At 71.2% G+C, this 18,769-nt stretch carries 18 protein-coding genes; 7 read left to right on the top strand and 11 right to left on the bottom strand.

The window, feature by feature from the left end:
- Positions 1-3: 3 nt before the first annotated feature.
- The 3 genes from ACIHFD_RS36740 to ACIHFD_RS36750 are packed head-to-tail and all read right to left on the bottom strand — an operon-like array spanning position 4 to position 3,009.
- Positions 4-837: a carbohydrate ABC transporter permease gene (locus tag ACIHFD_RS36740; RefSeq protein ID WP_350727139.1), complete on the bottom strand. Its 834-nt coding sequence runs from the start codon at positions 835-837 to the stop codon at positions 4-6.
- A complete protein-coding gene (locus ACIHFD_RS36745) occupies positions 834-1,757 on the bottom strand; it encodes a carbohydrate ABC transporter permease (RefSeq protein ID WP_397370914.1) in 924 nt (307 codons plus the stop codon). The genes ACIHFD_RS36740 and ACIHFD_RS36745 overlap by 4 nt, the downstream gene beginning before the upstream one ends.
- A 31-nt stretch (positions 1,758-1,788) precedes the next feature.
- On the bottom strand, positions 1,789-3,009 hold the full coding sequence (locus ACIHFD_RS36750) for an ABC transporter substrate-binding protein (RefSeq protein ID WP_397370915.1): 1,221 nt from the start codon (positions 3,007-3,009) through the stop codon (positions 1,789-1,791).
- 109 nt (positions 3,010-3,118) lie between these two features.
- Here ACIHFD_RS36750 and ACIHFD_RS36755 point away from each other — a divergent pair, with 109 nt between their 5' ends.
- The gene (locus ACIHFD_RS36755; protein ID WP_397370916.1) at positions 3,119-4,354 is read left to right on the top strand and encodes an ROK family protein; all 1,236 of its coding nucleotides are present in this window, start codon (positions 3,119-3,121) and stop codon (positions 4,352-4,354) included.
- Positions 4,355-4,362: 8 nt separating this feature from the next.
- Here the strand turns inward: ACIHFD_RS36755 and ACIHFD_RS36760 are convergent, their stop codons facing one another.
- Positions 4,363-5,526, bottom strand: coding sequence for an alpha-hydroxy acid oxidase (locus tag ACIHFD_RS36760; protein WP_397370917.1), 1,164 nt, complete (start codon positions 5,524-5,526; stop codon positions 4,363-4,365).
- 93 nt (positions 5,527-5,619) lie between these two features.
- Here ACIHFD_RS36760 and ACIHFD_RS36765 point away from each other — a divergent pair, with 93 nt between their 5' ends.
- Entirely contained in the window at positions 5,620-6,303 is a 684-nt protein-coding gene (locus tag ACIHFD_RS36765; protein WP_397370918.1) for a metal-dependent phosphohydrolase, read from the top strand.
- An 82-nt stretch (positions 6,304-6,385) separates the two neighbouring features.
- Here the strand turns inward: ACIHFD_RS36765 and ACIHFD_RS36770 are convergent, their stop codons facing one another.
- From ACIHFD_RS36770 to ACIHFD_RS36785, 4 genes are all read right to left on the bottom strand, one after another.
- Positions 6,386-6,649, bottom strand: a complete 264-nt coding sequence (locus tag ACIHFD_RS36770) for a DUF4031 domain-containing protein (RefSeq protein WP_350727145.1) — start codon at positions 6,647-6,649, stop codon at positions 6,386-6,388.
- Between the two features lie 92 nt (positions 6,650-6,741).
- A complete protein-coding gene (locus tag ACIHFD_RS36775) occupies positions 6,742-7,497 on the bottom strand; it encodes an HAD family hydrolase (protein ID WP_350727146.1) in 756 nt (251 codons plus the stop codon).
- A gap of 18 nt (positions 7,498-7,515) precedes the next feature.
- Positions 7,516-8,685, bottom strand: a complete 1,170-nt coding sequence (locus ACIHFD_RS36780) for a cytochrome P450 (protein ID WP_397370919.1) — start codon at positions 8,683-8,685, stop codon at positions 7,516-7,518.
- Positions 8,686-8,832: 147 nt separating this feature from the next.
- The gene (locus ACIHFD_RS36785; protein WP_397370920.1) at positions 8,833-9,117 is read right to left on the bottom strand and encodes a hypothetical protein; all 285 of its coding nucleotides are present in this window, start codon (positions 9,115-9,117) and stop codon (positions 8,833-8,835) included.
- A gap of 514 nt (positions 9,118-9,631) precedes the next feature.
- On the opposite strand from ACIHFD_RS36785, the gene ACIHFD_RS36790 reads away from it, so the two are divergent.
- A complete protein-coding gene (locus ACIHFD_RS36790) occupies positions 9,632-10,873 on the top strand; it encodes a hypothetical protein (protein WP_397370921.1) in 1,242 nt (413 codons plus the stop codon).
- Between the two features lie 10 nt (positions 10,874-10,883).
- The gene (locus ACIHFD_RS36795) at positions 10,884-11,576 is read left to right on the top strand and encodes a DUF2786 domain-containing protein (RefSeq protein WP_397370922.1); all 693 of its coding nucleotides are present in this window, start codon (positions 10,884-10,886) and stop codon (positions 11,574-11,576) included.
- A 42-nt stretch (positions 11,577-11,618) separates the two neighbouring features.
- Here ACIHFD_RS36795 and pgm read toward each other — a convergent pair whose 3' ends face one another.
- A complete protein-coding gene (gene pgm, locus ACIHFD_RS36800; protein WP_397370923.1) occupies positions 11,619-13,250 on the bottom strand; it encodes a phosphoglucomutase (alpha-D-glucose-1,6-bisphosphate-dependent) in 1,632 nt (543 codons plus the stop codon).
- A 98-nt stretch (positions 13,251-13,348) separates the two neighbouring features.
- Between pgm and ACIHFD_RS36805 the strand changes: the two genes are divergently transcribed.
- From ACIHFD_RS36805 to thrS, 3 genes are all read left to right on the top strand, one after another.
- Positions 13,349-14,248: a TIGR03564 family F420-dependent LLM class oxidoreductase gene (locus ACIHFD_RS36805; protein WP_397370924.1), complete on the top strand. Its 900-nt coding sequence runs from the start codon at positions 13,349-13,351 to the stop codon at positions 14,246-14,248.
- Between the two features lie 60 nt (positions 14,249-14,308).
- Positions 14,309-14,887: a glycoside hydrolase family 25 protein gene (locus ACIHFD_RS36810; RefSeq protein WP_397370925.1), complete on the top strand. Its 579-nt coding sequence runs from the start codon at positions 14,309-14,311 to the stop codon at positions 14,885-14,887.
- A 65-nt stretch (positions 14,888-14,952) separates the two neighbouring features.
- On the top strand, positions 14,953-16,917 hold the full coding sequence (gene thrS, locus ACIHFD_RS36815; RefSeq protein WP_397370926.1) for a threonine--tRNA ligase: 1,965 nt from the start codon (positions 14,953-14,955) through the stop codon (positions 16,915-16,917).
- Positions 16,918-16,985: 68 nt separating this feature from the next.
- Here thrS and ACIHFD_RS36820 read toward each other — a convergent pair whose 3' ends face one another.
- Both ACIHFD_RS36820 and ACIHFD_RS36825 read right to left on the bottom strand, forming a co-directional pair.
- Positions 16,986-17,708 (bottom strand): PIG-L deacetylase family protein, encoded by a 723-nt coding sequence (locus ACIHFD_RS36820; protein ID WP_397370927.1) that lies wholly within the window; start codon positions 17,706-17,708, stop codon positions 16,986-16,988.
- Positions 17,709-18,127: 419 nt separating this feature from the next.
- Positions 18,128-18,724 carry an Asp23/Gls24 family envelope stress response protein gene (locus tag ACIHFD_RS36825; protein WP_397370928.1) on the bottom strand — a complete coding sequence of 199 codons (597 nt, stop codon included), beginning with the start codon at positions 18,722-18,724 and terminating at the stop codon, positions 18,128-18,130.
- Positions 18,725-18,769: the final 45 nt, after the last annotated feature.

Below are 18,769 nucleotides of genomic sequence, written 5' to 3' on the forward strand. Positions count from 1 at the left end.
TCCTCAGGCTTTGAGACCGGTGAACGCGATGCCCTGCAGGATGCGGCGCTGGAAGACGATCAGCACGGCGATCACCGGCAGGACGGCGAGCGTGGCGCCGGCCATGATGTAGTACGCCCGCCCGCCGTCGGGGCTGGCGACGAGCTGCTGCAATGCCAGCGGCAGCGTGTACAGCTCGGGGTCGTTGGTGACGACCAGCGGCCAGACCAGGTCGTTCCAGTGGAACAGGAAGCTGGTGATGGTCACGACCGCCAGCACCGGCTTCGACAGCGGCAGCACGATCCGCCAGAAGATCTGCATGCGGCCCGCGCCGTCGATGAGCGCGGCCTCCTCCAGCTCGGCCGGGATCGACAGGAAGAACTGCCGCAGCAGGAAGATGTCCAGGACGGAGGCGATGTTCGGGACGATGAGCCCCCATCCGGAGTCGAACATGCCGAGCGCCTGCGTGACGTGGATGCGCGGCACCAGCAGCGTGATCGCGGGCACCATCATGCCGCCCAGCATGATCACGAACAGCCTGTCGCGGCCCGGGAACGGGATCCGCGCGAACGCGTACGCGGCCAGCGCGTCCACCAGCAGCTTGGCCGGCACCAGGATCGCGCACACCCAGACGCTGTTGACGAACGCGTTCCCGAGCCCGCCGACGTCCAGCACGTAGTCGTAGTTGTCCAGCGTCGCCGCCCACTCGCCGGTCTTCTTGTCGAGCGGCAGCAGGTTGGGCACCTTGCTGTAGATGTCCTGCCCGTGCTTGACCGAGGTGGCCAGCATCCACAGGAACGGCACCACCGACACGGCCGCCAGCAGCACCAGCGCCACGTAAAAGGGGGCCTTCCTCATGCCGCCTCCTGCTTGACGAACCTGAACTGCAGCGCGGTCACGATCATGATGAAGACGAGCAGGATGAACGACATCGCGCAGGCCGCCCCCATGGCGTCGTAGCGGAAGGCGAACAGGTAGAGGTGGAGCACGTACGTCAGGCCCGACTGCTCGGGGCCGCCGGTGACGCTGCGCCCGTTGCCGGAGAAGATCACGTACACCAGGCCGAACACCTGCAGCGCCGCGATCACCCCCGTCACCAGCAGGTAGAACGTGGTGGGCCGGAGCATCGGGAAGGTCACCCGCCAGAACCGCTGCCAGGGGCCGGCCCCGTCGATGACCGCGGCCTCCGTGATCGCGCCGGGGATGCCCTTCAGGCCGGCCAGATAGATGATCATCGAGATGCCGCACTGCCAGGCCGCGATGAACGCCAGCGCCGGGATGACCAGCTCAGGGGTGTTGAGCCAGTTCTGCCCCGGGATGCCGAACAGGCCGAGCACGGCGTTGATCAGGCCGTACTGGGGGTCGTAGAGCCAGCGCCAGATCGCGCCGACCGCCGCCTCGGCCGTGACGACCGGCAGGAACAGCAGCAGCCTGAACAGGTTCGCCCCGCGCCGGATCGCGTTCAGCAGCAGCGCCTGCGCCAGCGCGGAGACCAGGGTCAGCGGGACGGCGATGAGCGTGTACTGCAGCGTGACGCCGACCGACTTCCAGAAGTGCGGGAATTTCACGTTGTCGAAGAGCAGGTCGGCGTAGTTCGCCAGGCCCACCCAGGCGGCGTCGGAGCGCAGGTTCCAGTCTGTGAAGCTGTAGTAGAGCGCCGACAGTGCCGGATAAAGCAGGAATATCAGGAAATAGGCGAGCGCGGGGGTGACCAGGAGCCAGCCGATGAGCCGGTCGCGGCGGCGGGCCGACGGCCGCCGCCGCGATCTGGTCGCCACCTGCGCTTCCGCCAGTGCGGGTGCCGCCACGTCAGCCGTTCCAGCCGAGCAGGGAGCGCGTCTTGCCCGCCGCGTCGGTCAGGGCCTGCTGCGCGGTGACCTTGCCGGTCAGCGCCGACTCGATCGCCGGGGCGATGATCTCGTCGTTGACCTGGATCCACTGCGGCACCGCGGGCCGGGCGTGCGCCACCTTGAGCTGCTCGAGGAAGGCCGCCTGCTCGGGGCCGCCGGCGACCACCTGCGCCTTGAGGTTGACGGGGAAGCCGCCGAACGCGTCCGCGACCGCGCCGTTGTTGGTCTCGTTCGCCAGGAAGGCCAGCCACTTCCACGCCAGGTCGGCGTTCTTGCTGGAGGAGAAGACGACGGAGTCCTCGCCGCCGATGTTGCCGGCCGGCTCGGTCTTGTACGGCAGCGGCGCCACGCCGAAGTCGAGGTCGGGGAACTGCTCGTGGATCGTCGGCACGTCCCAGGGTCCGGAGATCGTCATGGCGGCCAGGCCGTTCTCGAAGGGTTTGTCCGAGTCGGTGATCTGGCGCGGCGACGACTTCACCAGGTCCACCCAGAGCTGCAGCGCCTCCACCGCGGGCGGCTGGTCGAACAGCACCTTCTTGCCCGCGTCGTCCACCATCTGGCCGCCCGCGCCGTGCACGACGCCGGGGAGGATCCAGGCGCCGTACCCGTCGCCCTTGGGGACGTTCATGCCGGCCACCTTGGCGTCGGCGGCGTGCACCCGGGCGGCGGTCTGCTTCAGCTCGTCCCAGGTCTTGGGCGGGGTCGGGACCAGCTTCTTGTTGTAGAAGAGCGCGACCGTGGTCTGGTCCTGCGGGAGGCCGTAGAGCTTGCCGTTCGCGCGGTTGGTGTCGAGCGCGCCCTTGTAGAAGCCGGCCTCGTCGATCAGACCGGCGGGGGCCTCCTTGATCGTGCCGTCCAGGGCGTACTTGGAGACCAGGGGCTGGTCGAGTATGCCCGCGTCCGGCGCGCTCTTGCTGGCCACGGCGCTGCCGAGCTTGGTGTTGTAGTCGTCCTTGGGGATCTTGACGAGCTTCACCGTGACGCCGGGGTTGGCCTTCTCGAAGTCCTTGCGGACCTTCTCGATGACCTGTCCGGCCTGCGGGGTGCGGTCCTGGTACATCCAGAACGTCAGCGTCTTGTCCGCGCTGCCGCTGCCGCCGCTGCCGCAGGCGGCCAGCCCGGTCGCGAGCGCCGCCGCGAGTGCCGTCGCGACGACGCCTCGCACGAGTCCTCGGCTCATAGTCATCTCCTCATCGGGGGGATGGCCAGACCATAATCTAAGCCTTGAAAAAAGTCAGGAGCAGACCGGAAACGCTTCGGTAACAGCGGGTTCATGGCGATTTCAGCTGGTGAACTACCATGGCGAGGCGATCGCGGGAGAGGCGGGGACGAGGATGGGCACGTCAGGGCGCAGGACCGTACGGGATCTTCGCAGGGGGAACCGGGCGATGCTCCTGCGCGCGCTCTACTTCGGCGGCCCGGCCACCCGCAACGACCTGTCGGCCGCGACCGGGCTCAGCCCGGCCACGGTCAGCACCATGACCGGCGACCTGCTCTCCGAGAACGTCGTCGTCGAGGCCGGCCAGGTCGACTCCGACGGCGGCCGGCCCCGCGTGGTGCTCAGGGTCAACCCCGCCTACGGGTACGCCGTCGGCGTGGACGTGGGGGAGACGCAGGTCAGCGTCGAGCTGTTCGACCTGGAGATGACCAAGCTCGCCAGGGCCCACTACGCGGTCCGCTCGGCCCGGCACGACCCCGAACTGGTCGCCCGGCACATCCTGGCCGGCGTCGACACGGTGATCGCCGAGAGCGAGGTACCGGCCGAACGGGTGCTCGGCGTCGGCGTCGGCGTGCCCGGCATCGTCGAGCCGGGGCCGGACGCGCTGGTGCGGGCCAAGACGTTCGGCTGGGAGGCGGTGCCGTTGGGAGCGCTCCTACGCGCGGGCACGGCGCTGCCGCTGTTCGTCGACAACGGCGCCAAGACCATGGGGCAGGCCGAGCTCTGGTTCGGGTCGGGGAAGGGCACCCGCGACGCGATCATCGTGCTGATGGGCTCGGGCGTCGGGGGCACGGTCGTGACCGACGGGCAGATCTACCGGGGCGCGGGCAAGGCCGCCGGCGAGGTCGGGCACCTGAAGCTGGTCGCGGGCGGGCGGGCCTGCCGGTGCGGGGCGCGCGGCTGCCTGGAGGCGTACCTGGGGGCCGAGGCGATCCTCGACCGCGGGGGCGTCGTGGCCGACTCCGCCGACGAGGAGGCCGCGCTGGCCCGGCTGCTCGACGAGGGCTCCCCGGTCATCGCCGAGAGCGTCGAACTGCTGGGTGTGGGCCTGTCGAGCCTGGTCCACCTGTTCAACCCCGAGCGCATCGTCATCGGCGGCTGGGCCGGGCTCATGCTGGGCGGGCGGATGCTGGCGGAGATCAGGGCCGCGACCGCGGCCAACACGCAGGCCCAGCCGTTCCAGCCGGAGACGATCGTGCTGGGCCGGCTCGGCCCCGACGCCGTGGCGCTGGGCGCGGCGACGCTGGTGCTGGAGCCGTTCTTCCAGGGGGCGGCGTTCCAAGGGGCCGTCAGCACCATCGCCTAGGGCTTCGATCAAGCCCTGATGTGCACCATGTCGGGGGTGAGCCCGTCGATCCCGCCGGCGCCGAGCAGCTGAAGGGTGCGTACGAGCTCCGCGCGCAGCAAATCCAGCGCCCGCCGCACCCCGGCCTCGCCGCCCGCCATCAGGCCGTACAGGTAGGCCCGGCCGATGAAGCAGGCCCGCGCGCCGAGCGCGACCGCGGCGGCGACGTCGGCCCCGTTGCGGACGCCTCCGTCCAGGAACACCTCCGTGCGATCGCCCACGGCGGCCACGACCTGGGGCAGCAGCTCCAGCGGCGTGGCGGCGCGGTCGAGCTGCCGCCCGCCGTGGTTGGACACCACCAGGCCGTCCACCCCGAGGGCGGTCAGGTCCTTGGCGTCGTCCACCCGCTGCACGCCCTTGACCAGCAGCCGCCCCCGCCACGCCGAGCGGATCCACTCCAGGTCGTCCATGGTCACCGAAGGGTCGAACATCAGGTTCGTGAGCCCGGGCAGGTCGTCGGGGGCGCCCTCGATGGTGGCGAACCTCAGCGGCTCGCTGGTGAGGAAGTCGAACCACCACGCCGGGTGCCGCAGCGCCTGCAGCGCGCTGCGCCAGCGCAGGGACGGCGGGACCGTCAGGCCGTGCCGCACGTCGCGCAGCCGCGCCCCCGCCACCGGCACGTCGACGGTCACGACCAGCACGTCCATGCCCGCCTCGCGGGCCAGGGCGAGCGTCTCCAGGTTGCGCGCGCGGTCGCGGACCACGTACAGCTGGAACCAGTTCCACCCGCCGGGCGCGGCGGCGGCCACGTCGGCGGCCGTCGTGGTGCCCATGGTGGACAGCGTGTAGGGGACGCCCGCGCGCTCGGCCGCCCTGGCCACGGCCCGCTCGCCCCCGCGGTGCATCATCCGGGTGAACCCGGTGGGGCCGAGCACGACCGGCATCGCGACCCGCCTGCCCAGGATCTCGACCGCGGTCGGGGCCCGCGACACGTCGCGCAGGACCCGCGGGCTGAACTCCACCCGCCGGAACGCCTCCACCGCCCTGGCCATCGACAGCTCGCCCTCGGCCGCGCCGTCCACGTAGTCGAACACCATGTGCGGGGCGCGTCTCCTGGCGAGCAGCCGGAGATCGGCGATGTCGGCGGCGTCGGCCACCCGGCGCGCCCTGGACAGCCGCGGGCGGCCGGGCACGACGGCCCGCAGCTCCCGCCACCGGGGCAGGCGCCGGGGTTCCTTCGCGTTCCCGTCGATGTCTTGGACGTTACCAAAAGGTACGGTTAGAGCGTGATCGACGACTCGGCGGCCTCTGGGCGGGACCGGGCGGTGCCGGAGGGGGACCCGGCGGTGCTCGCGGGGGACTGGGCGGTGCTCGTGGGGGACTCGCCCGTGTCCCTCACCACGGGGGCCGAGCTGATCGCCCGCTGGTCCGAGCCGCACCGCCGCTACCACACCCTCGACCACCTGGCCGTCGTGCTCGCCGGGATCGCGCAGCTCGCGGCCACGGCGGACGACCTGACCGCCGTGCGCCTGGCCGCCTGGTTCCACGACGCCGTCTACGACGGGCGGCCGGGCCTGGACGAGGAGCGCAGCGCCCAGCTCGCGCAGTCCAGGCTGCCCAGGTGCGGGGTGCCCGCCGCCCGGGTCGCCGAAGTGATCAGGCTGGTACGCCTCACCGCCGCCCACGACACGCTGGCCGACGGGGACCGCGACGGCGCCGTCCTGTGCGACGCCGACCTGGCCGTGCTCGGGCTGCCCGGATACGACGACTACGCGGGGCGGATCCGGCAGGAGTACGCCCACGTGCCCGACGACCTGTTCAGGACGGGACGGGCCGAGGTGCTGCGCCGCCTGCTGGCCGTACCGCGCCTCTACCGGACCGAACGCGCCCGCGAGCTGTGGGAGGAGCGGGCACGGTCGAACATGACACGCGAGCTGGCCTCGCTCACCTCAGGCCACGGCGCGTCGTAGCAGGGGCCCGACCGGCGGCACTGGCGACGGGTCGTCGTGGGAGCCGGGTCAGCGGCGCTCGCGGCTGTTGACGGGAGCCGGGTCAGCGGCGCTTGCGGCGGCGCAGGCCGGACTCGATCAGCCGCAGGAGCAGCTCGCGCGAGGTGACCGCCTCGGCCCCCAGCTCCACCGCCCGGGCGTGCACGGTCTCCGGCACGTCGTAGTGGTCCCGGTCGAAGGCCCGCTCCGGCACCCCCAGCCGCGAGGCGAAGTCGTGCAACTCCTCCAGCGAGCGGTCGCTGACCAGATGCGACCACATCAGGCCGCGCGGCCCGGGCCAGTTGGGCGGGTCGATGAGAACGGTCACGCCGTCAAGGGTAGAGCCGCTCCCCCCCCCGACCCGCGCCCACGCCGTCGGGACAGGATCCCCTGGCCCGGGGTGGGATCACCTGGCCTGGGTCACGCCATCGTGGGCGGGACCCGGCCGCGGACCGCCAGCTCGCCCAGGTCGGACACCACGACCTCGGCCCCCGCCGCGCGCAGCTCCGCCGCCTCGGCCCCGTCCCTGGCGACCGCGACGACCAGCCCGAACCCGCCCTTCTCGCCCGCCTCCACCCCGGGCAGCGCCGCGTCCACCACCGCGGCCCTGACGGCGGGCAGCGCCAGCCGGCGCGCCGCCTCCAGGAAGAGGGCGGGGTCGGGCTTCCCGGGCAGGTTCATCAGGGCTGCGTCGTTGCCGTCCACCACCAGGTCGAACAGGTGCAGCACACCGGCCGACGTGACCAGCTTGCGACCGTGCAGGCTGGCGGAGACGGCCGCCGTACGCGCGCCCCGCTGCCGCAGCTCGTGCAGGAGCGAGACCGTGGACGGGAACGCGGCCACCCCGTACTTCTCCACCTGGGCCATGAAGATCTGGTCCTTGGCCAGGCCGAGCCCGTGCACGGTGGCCGCGCCGGGCTCGTCGTCGGGCGAACCCTCGGGCACCGTGATGCCGCGTGCCTCGAGGAAGGTGCGGATGCCGTCGAGTCGCGGGCGGCCGTCCACGTACCGCAGATAGTCGTCCCGGATGTCGAACGGTGTCGAGTGGCCGCGCAGAAACGCGTCGAAGACGTGCTTCCAGGCGGCCGCGTGCCCCCGAGCAGTGTCGGTGACCACGCCGTCGGTGTCGAACAGGACGGCGCTGATCGTGGTCAGATCGATGACAGGCTCGTTCACATTGCGAACGTAACCGCTCTACCAGGCGACGGGTAGCTCTTTGACGCCGTACACGATGGCGAGTTCCCTGAACGGCACCTCGCCCGCGACGTGCAGCCCCGGGAAGCGGCGCAGCAGCGCGGGGAAGGCGATGCGCATCTCCATCTGCGCCAGCGGCGCACCGATGCAGCGGTGGATGCCGTGGCCGAACGCCATGTGCGAGCCCGCCGTCTCCCTGCCGGGCCGCACCCGGTCCATGTCCTCGCCCAGGGCGGGGTCGCGGTTGGCGCCGGTGAGCGAGCAGAGCACCATCTCGCCCTTCTTGATCTGTACGCCGTGCAGCTCCAGGTCGTCGCGGGCGAACCGGGGGAAGGCCACCTGCACGACCGTCATGTAGCGCAGCAGCTCTTCGACGACGTCGTTGATGTAGCCGTCGACCTCGCGGACCTTGGCGGCCTCCTCGGGGTTCTGCAACAGCCACAGGGTGCCGAGGGCGAGCATGCTGGTGCTGGTGTCATGCCCGCCGGTCAGGAGCCCGTCGGCCATGCTGGCGAGCGTACGGTCGTCGAGCTCGTCACCGTGCTCGCGCAGCAGCTGGCCGAGCAGCCCCTCGCCGGGGTTCTGCCGCTCACGGGCGACCAGGTCGGTCAGATAGGCCATGGCGTCGTTGATCGCCTGCAGCGACGCCTCCGGCCCGGCCGTGAAGTCGAACCGGTCCTTGCTGATCTTCACGAAGTCGGCGCGCTCCTCGTACGGGACGCCCAGCAGCTCGCACACCACCAGCGACGGGATCGGCAGCGCGAACTCCTCCACCAGGTCCACGGGAGAGCCCTTGGCCTCGATGCGGTCCAGGTGCTCCTCGACCATCGCCTCGATGCGCGGCTCCAGCCTGCGCAGGCGGTGCATGGTGAACTCGGGCGTCAGGTGCTTGCGCAGCCGCGTGTGCTCGGGCGGGTCGCGGAACCCCAGGCCGCCCGGGTCCTCCTGGTTGGAGCCCAGGCCGATCACCCCGGCGAAGTCGTTGCTGAAGCGTTCGTGGTCGCTCAGGACGCCGCGTACGTCCTCCCAGCGGGTGACGAGGTAGACGGTCTGGCTGCCGGGGATCTCCATGGGGAAGACCGGATGCTCGGCCCGGATCCGTCCGAGCTCGCCCACGGGGTCGAAGCCTTCGCGCATGAACTGGACGAGGGGGAACTCATTGTCTGACATCGATATCCGTCCTGCTGGGATACATCACGCCATCTTGGGATAAATCCCTCCGTAGATGGTCCCACCCGGATCGGCGGATGTTGCCCTCCGAAAGGACGAATTTCCCCTCCCCCTCGCGGCCCCCACCGCCTCCCTCACAGGACCGTCCTACGCATCCTGACCAGCCAGAACCCCGGTCACCTCACCGGGCGACGGCTCGGTCCGGTCGCGGGCGTACAGGAGCTGCTCGGGCAACGGGGCCTCCGCCGACAGCGCCGGCGGAGCGGGCTTGGGCTTGCGCGGCTCACGCACCCCACCCTCGCCACCCTCCGACGGGTCGTCGAACGGGAAATCCCTCTCGCCGGGCCAGTGCGGCTCGCCGGGCCCGTATCCGGGCATCCAGGCGGGTGCGCCGCTGGGAAGAGCGCGGCGTCTGCGTGATCGCTTGCTCACAATCCCCTCCTCGCGGCCCATTGTGCGCCCGCCCCCGCCCCACGACCACCCCCACTCCACGCCTCTATCCCCAACGTCACCCCGCCCACGATCGGAACGCTGCTCCGGTCCGGTGCGCCACTGCGCCCCTCACGCCGTTGCGCGCCCTTCGGCCTCCGTGCGTCGTTGCGCTCCGGCCCGCATGTCACTCGCCCATACGCCGTCGCGCTCTGGCCCATATGCCGCTCGCCCGTGCGCCCCTTCGGTCCCCGCGCCGCGTGCGGTCCGGGGACGTTCCGGGGCGCTTGGGCGGGGTGTAGTTACGCTCCGCGTGTTGTTGCGCCGTTGGACCGCGCTACCCGGAGGGAAACCCGCCCGGGCGACACGCCCGGCCGGGCGTGGGGGAAGTTGTCGGAACTGCAGTGAAACAGGGGCAAAATGGGGCGGCAGATGGCGTTTGGCGTACAAGATGGCGACATTCTGCGATGATCTCGTCGCATAGAGCCGGAGTTTGAGCCCCCACGGATAGTGACAGATGCCGACATTTGAGGAAATAGCAGCCTTCGTCACCGAGAAGCCGCTCGCCACCGCCGTCATCGCGTTGCTGAGCCTGGCCGGGCTGGCGCTGGCGTTCCTGGTGCTGAGGATCGCCTGGCGGGCCACCGCCTGGCTGGTCTCCCGGTACGTCGCCGCCCGTCCCATCGAGGACGTGCTGACCATCGTCGCCGCCTCCATCGCCACCGGCGTGTCCGCGCAGGGCATGTGGCGCTTCTCCGGCGACGTGCTCGGCCTGGACGGGCCGCTGCGGCTGCTGCTGTTCGCGTTCATCGAGGTCGCGATCATCACGAGCGCGGTGCGGGCCCGCCGCAACATGCGCGAGAACTTCTCCGCCGGCATCGACGGCATCGCCGTGTGGGCGCTGACCTGCCTGACCGCCGTACTGTCCAGCATGGACGCGCGCAGCCTGCCCGAGGCGGTGTTCAGGCTCGCCGCGCCGCTGGTCGCCGCCTGGCTGTGGGAGCGCGGCATGGCCATCGAGCGGCACCGTATCCGTGGCACCGGCCGCATCAACTGGCGTCTGACGCCTGAGCGGCTGCTGGTCCGGGTCGGGCTGGCCGAGGTCAGCGACCGTACGGCGAGCGAGGTCGACGCGCACCGCCGGCTGACCAGGGTCGCGCTGGCCGCCAAGCGGGCCAAGGCGCTGCGCGACAACGGGGCCTCCGAGCGCAAGATGCGCGTGGCGCTGGCCAAGCTCGACAAGGCCATGGACCAGGCCGTCGAGCACACCGGGCTGGCGGTGAACCAGGCCCGCCAGGAGGCGCTGCTGGCCCAGATCGCCGCCCTCTACAACACCACCGCCCTCATCGACGCCGCCCCCCGCGTGCCGTGGGAGCCCGAGCCCGAGCAGCAGCCGGTTCCCGCCCGCCCGGCGCTGCCGCCCGCGCTGGCCGAGCTCGTCGAGGAGGAGGACGAGGACATCGAGGTGCTCGACACCACCCCGCAGGTCGTCGACACCGCCCAGCGGGCCGCACTGATGCGCCAGGCCCGCGCGTTCTGGGACCGCCAGATCGCCAAGGGCATCGTGCCGCGTACGGTGGACATCGCCCACGAGATCGGCATCTCGCTGGCCACGGCGCGCGAGTATCGTGCCCTGTGGAAGCTCGAGCCGCAGGCGCACGCCCTCATCGAGGCGCTGTTCCAGCAGCACGGCATCGTCGACACGGGTGCCTTCCCCGCCATCGCGGACGACGGGCGGGTGCTGACCACCAAGTCCTAGAGGAGCACGTTTGCGGGAGCGCACGCTCGAGCGCGTCAGGAAACTCCTGGCCAAGGCCGAACGCACCGACAACGAGCACGAGCGGGCGACGTTCATGGCGGCCGCGTCGGCGTTGATGGCCAAGCACGGCATCGACTCGCTCCCCCCGGCGGGCACCCGGCAGACGCCCGGCGACCGGGTCGTCACCCTGCCCAACCCCTGGGCCAGGGAGAAGGCCCGGCTGGTCAGCCTGGTCGCGCAGGCCGTGCGCTGCCGCCCCCTGCTCATCGGGCGGGGCGAGGGCGGGCAGCGGGTGCACGTGTTCGGGTTCGCGGCCGATCTGGAGCGGGCCGACCTGCTGGCCACGTCGTTGCTGCTGCAGATGGCGAGCGGGCTGGCGCGGATGCGGGTGCCCGACGGCGTGACCGCCGTGCGGGCGTACCGGCGGTCGTGGCTGCTGGGGTTCACGGACGAGGTGTACCGGCTGCTGTGCGTGGCCGAGGCACAGGCGGAGCAGGCCAGTACGGGCGCCGAGCTCGTCCTGGCCGACCGCCGGGCCGAGGTGGAGCGGGCGGTGTCCGCCCACTATCCGGACATCCGGGTGAGCGTGCCCAGGACGAGCGGCACGGGCTACCGGGACGGGGTGGCCGCCGGACGCCGCGCCGACCTCGGCCGTACCGGAATGACCACCGACACCGCCCCCGAACTGGCCACCGGCCGCTGACCCCGTCCGGCCGCCGGACCGACCGGACACCAGGCCGTGCGGTCAGCCGAGGGCGTCGGAGACCAGCGAGCGGGCCTCCTCCTGTACCTTGGCCAGGTGGTCGGGGCCGCGGAAGGACTCGGCGTAGATCTTGTAGACGTCCTCCGTCCCCGACGGCCGGGCCGCGAACCAGGCGTTCTCCGTCGAGACCTTCACCCCGCCGAGCTCGGCCCCGTTGCCGGGCGCCGTGGTCTGGACGGCGGTGATCGGCTCGCCCGCCAGCGACGACGCCTTCACCTGCGCGGCCGAGAGCTTCGCGAGCACCGCCTTCTCCTCGCGCGTGGCGGGGGCGTCGACCCGGGCGTACGCGGGCTCCCCGAACCGCTCGACCAGCCCCCGGTAGTGCGCGCTCGGCGACTTGCCGGTGACGGCCCGGATCTCGGAGGCCAGCAGCGCCAGGATGATCCCGTCCTTGTCCGTGGACCAGACGGACCCGTCGCGCCGCAGGAACGACGCTCCCGCGCTCTCCTCGCCCCCGAACCCCAGCGACCCGTCCAGCAGCCCTGGGACGAACCACTTGAACCCGACCGGCACCTCGTACAGCCGCCGCCCCATGGACTCCACGACCCGGTCGATGACCCCGCTGCTGACCATCGTCTTGCCCACCCCGGCGGCCGCGGGCCAGCCGTCGCGGTGCGTGTAGAGGTAGGAGACGGCGACGGCGAGGTAGTGGTTGGGGTTGAGCAGGCCGCCGTCGGGGGCGACGACGCCGTGCCGGTCCGCGTCGGCATCGTTTCCGGTGGAAATGTCGTACTTATCGCGATTGGCGATGAGAGAGGCCATCGCGTACGGCGACGAGCAGTCCATCCGGATCTTCCCGTCCCAGTCCAGCGTCATGAACCGCCACGTCGGATCCACCAGCGGATTGACCACGGTCAGGTCGAGCCGGTGCCGCTCCGCGATCTCCCCCCAGTACGCCACGCTCGCCCCGCCCAGCGGATCGGCCCCTATGCGCACCCCGGCCGCCCGGATCGCGTCCAGGTCCACCACGGACGGCAGGTCGTCCACGTACATCCCGAGGAAGTCGTAACGCCCCGCCGCCTCGAGAGCCTTCGTGTACGAGACCCGCAGCACGCTCTCCAGCCCGGCGGCCAGCAGCCGGTTGGCACGGTCCTGGATCCACGTGGTCGCGTCGGTGTCGGCGGGACCCCCGTGCGGCGGGTTGTACTTGAACCCGCCGTCGCCCGGCGGGTTGTGCGACGGCGTGATCACGATGCCGTCGGCGAGCCCGGTGGTGCGGCCGTGGTTGTGCCGCAGGATGGCGTGCGAGACGGACGGGGTCGGCGTGTAGCCGTCGCGGGAGTCGATCAGCACCTGGACCCCGTTGGCGACCAGGACCTCCAGCGCGGACACCCGCGCGGGCTCCGACAGCGCGTGCGTGTCGACGCCGAGGAACAGCGGCCCGTCGGTGCCCTGCATCCGCCGGTATTCGCAGATGGCCTGCGTGGTGGCCAGGATGTGGTCCTCGTTGAACGCCGTCCTCAGCGACGACCCCCGGTGCCCCGACGTGCCGAACGCCACCCGCTGCCCCGGGTCGCCGGGATCGGGATGCAGCGCGTAATAGGAGGTCACGAGCCTGTCGACGGCCACGAGGTCGGCGGGCTGGGCTGGCTGTCCTGCGCGTTCGTGCGTCATGTAGGCCACTTTACAAATCCGCCTCCGGACGGAGGATGGGCGCGGCCGGGTGTGGGAAGGTACAGTTCCGTCGATTACTAGAACGGAGTTCGGTTCCTATGCGATTCGGTTATTACCTGACAGAGCCCAAAGGAGACGACCCGATCGGCGGGTTGCGCGCCCAGATCGCCCAGGCGGCGGAGGACGGCTTCACCTCGGCCTGGCTCTCCAACATCTTCGGCCTCGACGCCCTCACCGCCCTGGCCGCCGCCGGGGGCCAGGTGCCCGGCATCGAGCTCGGCACCGCCGTCGTCCCGACCTACCCGCGCCACCCGGCCGTGCTGGCGCAGCAGGCCATGACCACCAACGCCGCGCTCGGCGGGCGCCTCGCGCTCGGCATCGGCCTGTCGCACCAGATGGTCATCGAGGGCATGTACGGCCACAGCTTCGAGCGCCCGTACCGGCACATGTCTGAATACCTGGACATCCTGCTCCCGCTCAGCCGGGGCGAGCACGTCAAGTACGAGGGCGAGACGCTCAAGGCCGACCTCCAGCTCACCACGCCCGGCGGCGGCTTCCCGGTGCTCGTCGCCGCGCTCGGCCCGCGCATGCTCAGGCTGGCCGGCACCGTGGCCGACGGCACCGTCCTGTGGATGACGGGCCCCAAGACGGTCGCCCAGCATGTGGCGCCCACCATCACCACGGCCGCCGCCGAGGCGGGCCGCGAGGCGCCCCGGATCGTCTGCGCGCTGCCGATCTGCGTCACCGACGACCCCGCAGCCGCCGTCGCTCGCGCGAACGAGATCTTCGCTGTCTACGGACACCTCCCCTCATATCGTGCGATGCTCGACAGGGAAGGCGCGGCCACTCCGGGAGACGTCGCCATCGTGGGCGACGAGGACGCGGTGCTGGCCAAGCTCGACGTGCTGCGGGAAGCCGGTGTGACCGACTTCGTGGGCTCGGTGTTCGCGAGCAAGGAACGCACGCGGGCGCTGCTGATCGGCGCGGCGAAGGGCTGACCCCAAGACATCTCCATAATTCTCCGGCGGGGTGAAGATCGCTTGCTGCATGGCGTTGATGTGTCCGACTGGCAGGGGCCCGTCGACTGGGCCGGCCACGCGGCGGACGGGGTGACCTTCGCGTTCGCCAAGGCCACCGAGGGCGGCGACTTCACCGACAAGCTGTTCGAACGCAACTGGACCGGCATGCGCGAGAGCCGGATCGTCCGCGGCGCCTACCACTGCGCCAGGCCCGGGGGCGACCCGATCGAGCAGGCGCGCCACTTCCTGGCCGCGATCGACGCGGCGGGCGGGTTACGCGCCGGCGACCTGGTGGCCCTCGACCTGGAGAACGATGACGGCCTGCGCCCCGAGCAGGTCGCCCGCCACGCGCGCCGCTGGTGCCACCACGTCGAGCGGCACGGCGGCGCGCGGCCGTTCGTCCACACCTTCCGGGCGTTCGCGCGTGGCGGACACTGCGCGGGCCTGGGCGAGTACCCGTTATGGATCGCCGCCCCCGACAAGCCGCGCGGCGAGCCCGCGGTGCCGTCACCCTGGCGCGACTGGGCCGTTCATCAGTACGTCCACAGCCCGCTCGACCGCAACGTGTTCCACGGGACCCGGCAAGAGCTGACAAATATTGGGTTTGACCCGCGATAGCATCGGTGTTCACCATCGAAGCAGCTCCGGTGCCGAGCGCCGGGGCGCGATCCAAGGGAGTCACCGTGTCAGCCGAGCTACGCATCACCCTCGCCGGAGCCGAGCGTGTGGTCGCGGCCGGCACGACGGCCGGAGCGGCCCTCGAGGCCGACGGCCGCTCGGTCATCGCGGCCCGGGTCAACGGCGAGCTCCGTGACCTGGCGCATCCGCTGTCCGAGGGTGACGCGGTCGAGCCGGTCGAGGTCTCCAGCGAGGACGGCCGGGCCATCGTCCGCCACTCCACCGCCCACGTCATGGCGCAGGCGGTGCAGGAGCTGTTCCCCGAGGCCAAGCTGGGCATCGGACCGCCCGTGGACAACGGGTTCTACTACGACTTCGACGTCGCCCAGGCCTTTCACCCCGACGATCTCAAGCGCATCGAGAAGCGCATGCGGGAGATCGTCAAGCAGGGGCAGCTGTTCTCCCGCCGGCCCGTCTCCGACGACGAGGCGCGCGAGGAGCTGGCGGCGGAGCCGTACAAGCTGGAGTTGATCGGGCTCAAGGGCGGCGCCGCCGACGAGGAGTCGGTCGAGGTGGGGGCCGGGCAGCTCACCATCTACGACAACCTCGACCCCAAGACCGGCGAGCTGCAGTGGAAGGACCTGTGCCGCGGCCCGCACGTGCCGTCCACCCGGTCGATCCCGGCGTTCAAGCTCATGCGCTCGGGCGGCGCCTACTGGCGCGGCAGCGAGAAGAACCCGCAGCTCCAGCGCATCTACGGCACCGCCTGGGAGTCCCGCGAGAAGCAGGACGACTACCTCAAGCTGCTGGAGGAGGCCGAGAAGCGCGACCACCGCAAGCTGGGTGTCGAGCTCGACCTGTTCAGCTTCCCGCCGGAGCTGGGCAGCGGCCTGCCGATCTTCCATCCCAAGGGCGGGATCATCCGCAAGGAGATGGAAGACTACATGCGCCGGCGGCAGGCGGAGGCGGGCTACGAGTTCGTCAACACGCCGCACATCACCAAGTCGTCGCTGTTCGAGACCTCGGGGCATCTGCCGTGGTATGCCGACGACATGTTCCCGGCGTTCGAGCTGGAGGGCATCGAATACCGGGTCAAGCCGATGAACTGCCCGATGCACAACCTGATCTTCCGGGCGCGCGGGCGGTCCTACCGCGAGCTGCCGCTGCGGCTGTGCGAGTTCGGCTCGGTCTACCGCTACGAGAAGTCGGGCGTGGTCCACGGCCTGACCCGGGTGCGCGGCATGACGCAGGACGACGCGCACATCTACACCACCCGGGAGCAGATGGCCGATGAGATCAAGTCGCTGCTGAGGTTCGTGCTCAGCGTGCTGCGCGACTTCGGCCTGCCGGAGTTCTACCTGGAGCTGTCGACCCGCGACGAGTCCGACAAGTTCATCGGCGAGCTCGCCGAGTGGGACGAGGCGACCGAGGCGCTGCGCCAGGTGGCCACCGAGTCGGGGCTGGACCTGGTCGACGACCCGGGCGGCGCGGCCTTCTACGGCCCGAAGATCTCCGTTCAGGCCAAGGACGCGATCGGGCGCACCTGGCAGCTGTCCACCATCCAGCTCGACCTCAACCAGCCCAAGCGCTTCGGCCTCGAATACCAGGCGGCCGACGGCAGCCGGCAGACTCCGGTCATGATCCACCGGGCGCTGTTCGGCTCCGTCGAGCGCTTCCTCGGCGTGCTCACCGAGCACTACGCGGGCGCCTTCCCCCCCTGGCTCTCGCCGGTGCAGGTGACGGGCATCCCGATCGCCGACGCGCACGTGTCCTACCTGCAGGACGTCGCCAAGAAGCTGCGCGAGCGCGGCATCCGGATCGAGGTCGACGCCTCCGACGACCGGATGCAGAAGAAGATCCGCAACGCGCAGAAGGCCAAGGTGCCCTTCATGCTGCTGGCCGGTGACGACGACATCGCCAACGGCGCGGTGTCGTTCCGCTACCGGAACGGCGAGCAGAAGAACGGCGTCCCGATCGAGGAGGCCGTGGCGGAGATCGTCAACGCCGTGGAGCGGCGCGTCCAGGTCTGACGCGATGACGAGAACGGCGGAGTCTCACGGCTCCGCCGTTTTTCGTTGTCCGGCCGCCGGCTCGGGGGTCATCGGGTGAACAGGCGGAAGGTGATGGCGGGGCGGCCGCCGAAGCGCTCGGCCGCCTGGTGGGCGAAGCCTTCGATGAGGTCGCGGGCGTACGACTCGGGGTCCTGATCGGTGAGCGCCTCGATGTAGGCGCGGTGCTCGACGAGCGAGCGCACGCCGCGCTCCAGGCCGTCGGTGACGTCCACGGCGTGGGTGGGGGAGTCGGTGCCCGCGACGGCGACCCAGCGGACGCCGTTCCAGGGCTCTGCGTCCGTATCCGGAAATATCCACCTATTTCCCGCGTCCCCGGCGGCGTCCAGGACGGCGCGGCCCACGGCCCGGTGGTCGGGAGTGTTCCAGTACGTTCCGCCCCAGGTGTCGTCCGGGTTCAGAGTGATCACCAGCTCGGGGCGGTGCCTGCGGATGGCGGCGGCGATGTCCTTCCTGAGCGCGGTGCCGTACTCGATCACCCCGTCGGCGTGGTCGAGGAACTCCACGCTCGTCACTCCGACGACGGCCGCGCTGGCCCGCTCCTCCCGTTCCCGCACCGGCCCGGCCTCGGCCGGGGAGAGCGTGTCGATGCCCGCCTCGCCCCTGGAGACGATCAGGTACGCGACCTCGCGGCCCTGGTCAGTCCAGGTGGCGACGGCGGCGGCACAGCCGTACTCGAGGTCGTCGGGGTGCGCCACGATGGCGAGGGCGCGCTGCCAGTCGTCGGGCATGGGCTCCAGTCGATCGGTCATGGCCCACACCCTAAAGGGGTGCCTGCGCGGGCGTTGGCTTCACGCGGTGCCCTGGCCGTCCCTCGAAGCCCGGGGATCGTGGCCTTCGGGTGCATGCGCACCGAATGGATGGTCGCTCGGACGGGGCACCCGCCCCAGACGAGGCCACGGCCGCCTGAGGCGCAACTGAACGCGCGGCAGTAACCAGGCCGCCTCCGGGATTGGGCCCTGAGGGCCGTCGTCTGGGCGCGCACGTCCGCCTCAGCGCTTGTCGCCGGACGCGTCCGTTCGTCTCAAGACGCGTTGCTTGGCCGTCCGGACGGGTGTCGGCGGGGCGCGTCCGATCGGCGTGAGGGCCGCTGCTTAGGAACGCCCGATCACCCCGAGGGCGCGGCTGATGGGCTCAAGGGGCGGCGGAGGGAGACGGGGGCGGAGGGGCGTCAGAGGGGGGAGGGGTGGGCGTCGTCGGAGGTGTCGTGGAGGGGGCGGCGGGGCTCGCCCGGGAGGCGGACGTCGTCGACCGTCACGTTGACCTCCGCGACCCGCATCCCGAGCATGTGGCTGACGCTCCTGGCCACGTTCGTCTTGACCTCGGAGGCCACCTCCATCACCACATGCCCGTACTCCACCACGATGGTCACGCTCACGGCCACCGTACGGTCCTGGATCTGCGCGCTGACCCCCTGGTTGGCGCGCCGGGAGCCGATGCCGATGCGGTCGCGTACGGACTCGAAGGCCCGCGCCAGGTCGCCGCCCAGGTCGGCGACCCCGGTCACCTCGAGAGCCGCCAGGGCGGCGACCTTCTCGACCACCTCGTCGGCGACCTTGATCCGGCCCTTGACGACGGCGCCGAAGGAGGGCGCCTCCGAGGGTGGTACGCCGGTGGGGGCGGAGCTCACGTCTTCGACCGGGTCAGGAGCGGGGGCCGTGGCCGGGTCGAGGGTGTCGCCGGACGGGGTGTCGGCGGACGGGGTGGAGTGGACGGTCGGCAGGGAGTCGTGCTCGGCTAAGTCGTGCTCGGCTAAAGCGTCACTCATCGCGGCCTCCTGTAGGCGATGCTTGGGATTGTGCCGGAAGAGCGG

The organism is Nonomuraea sp. NPDC051941 (genome assembly GCF_044593615.1).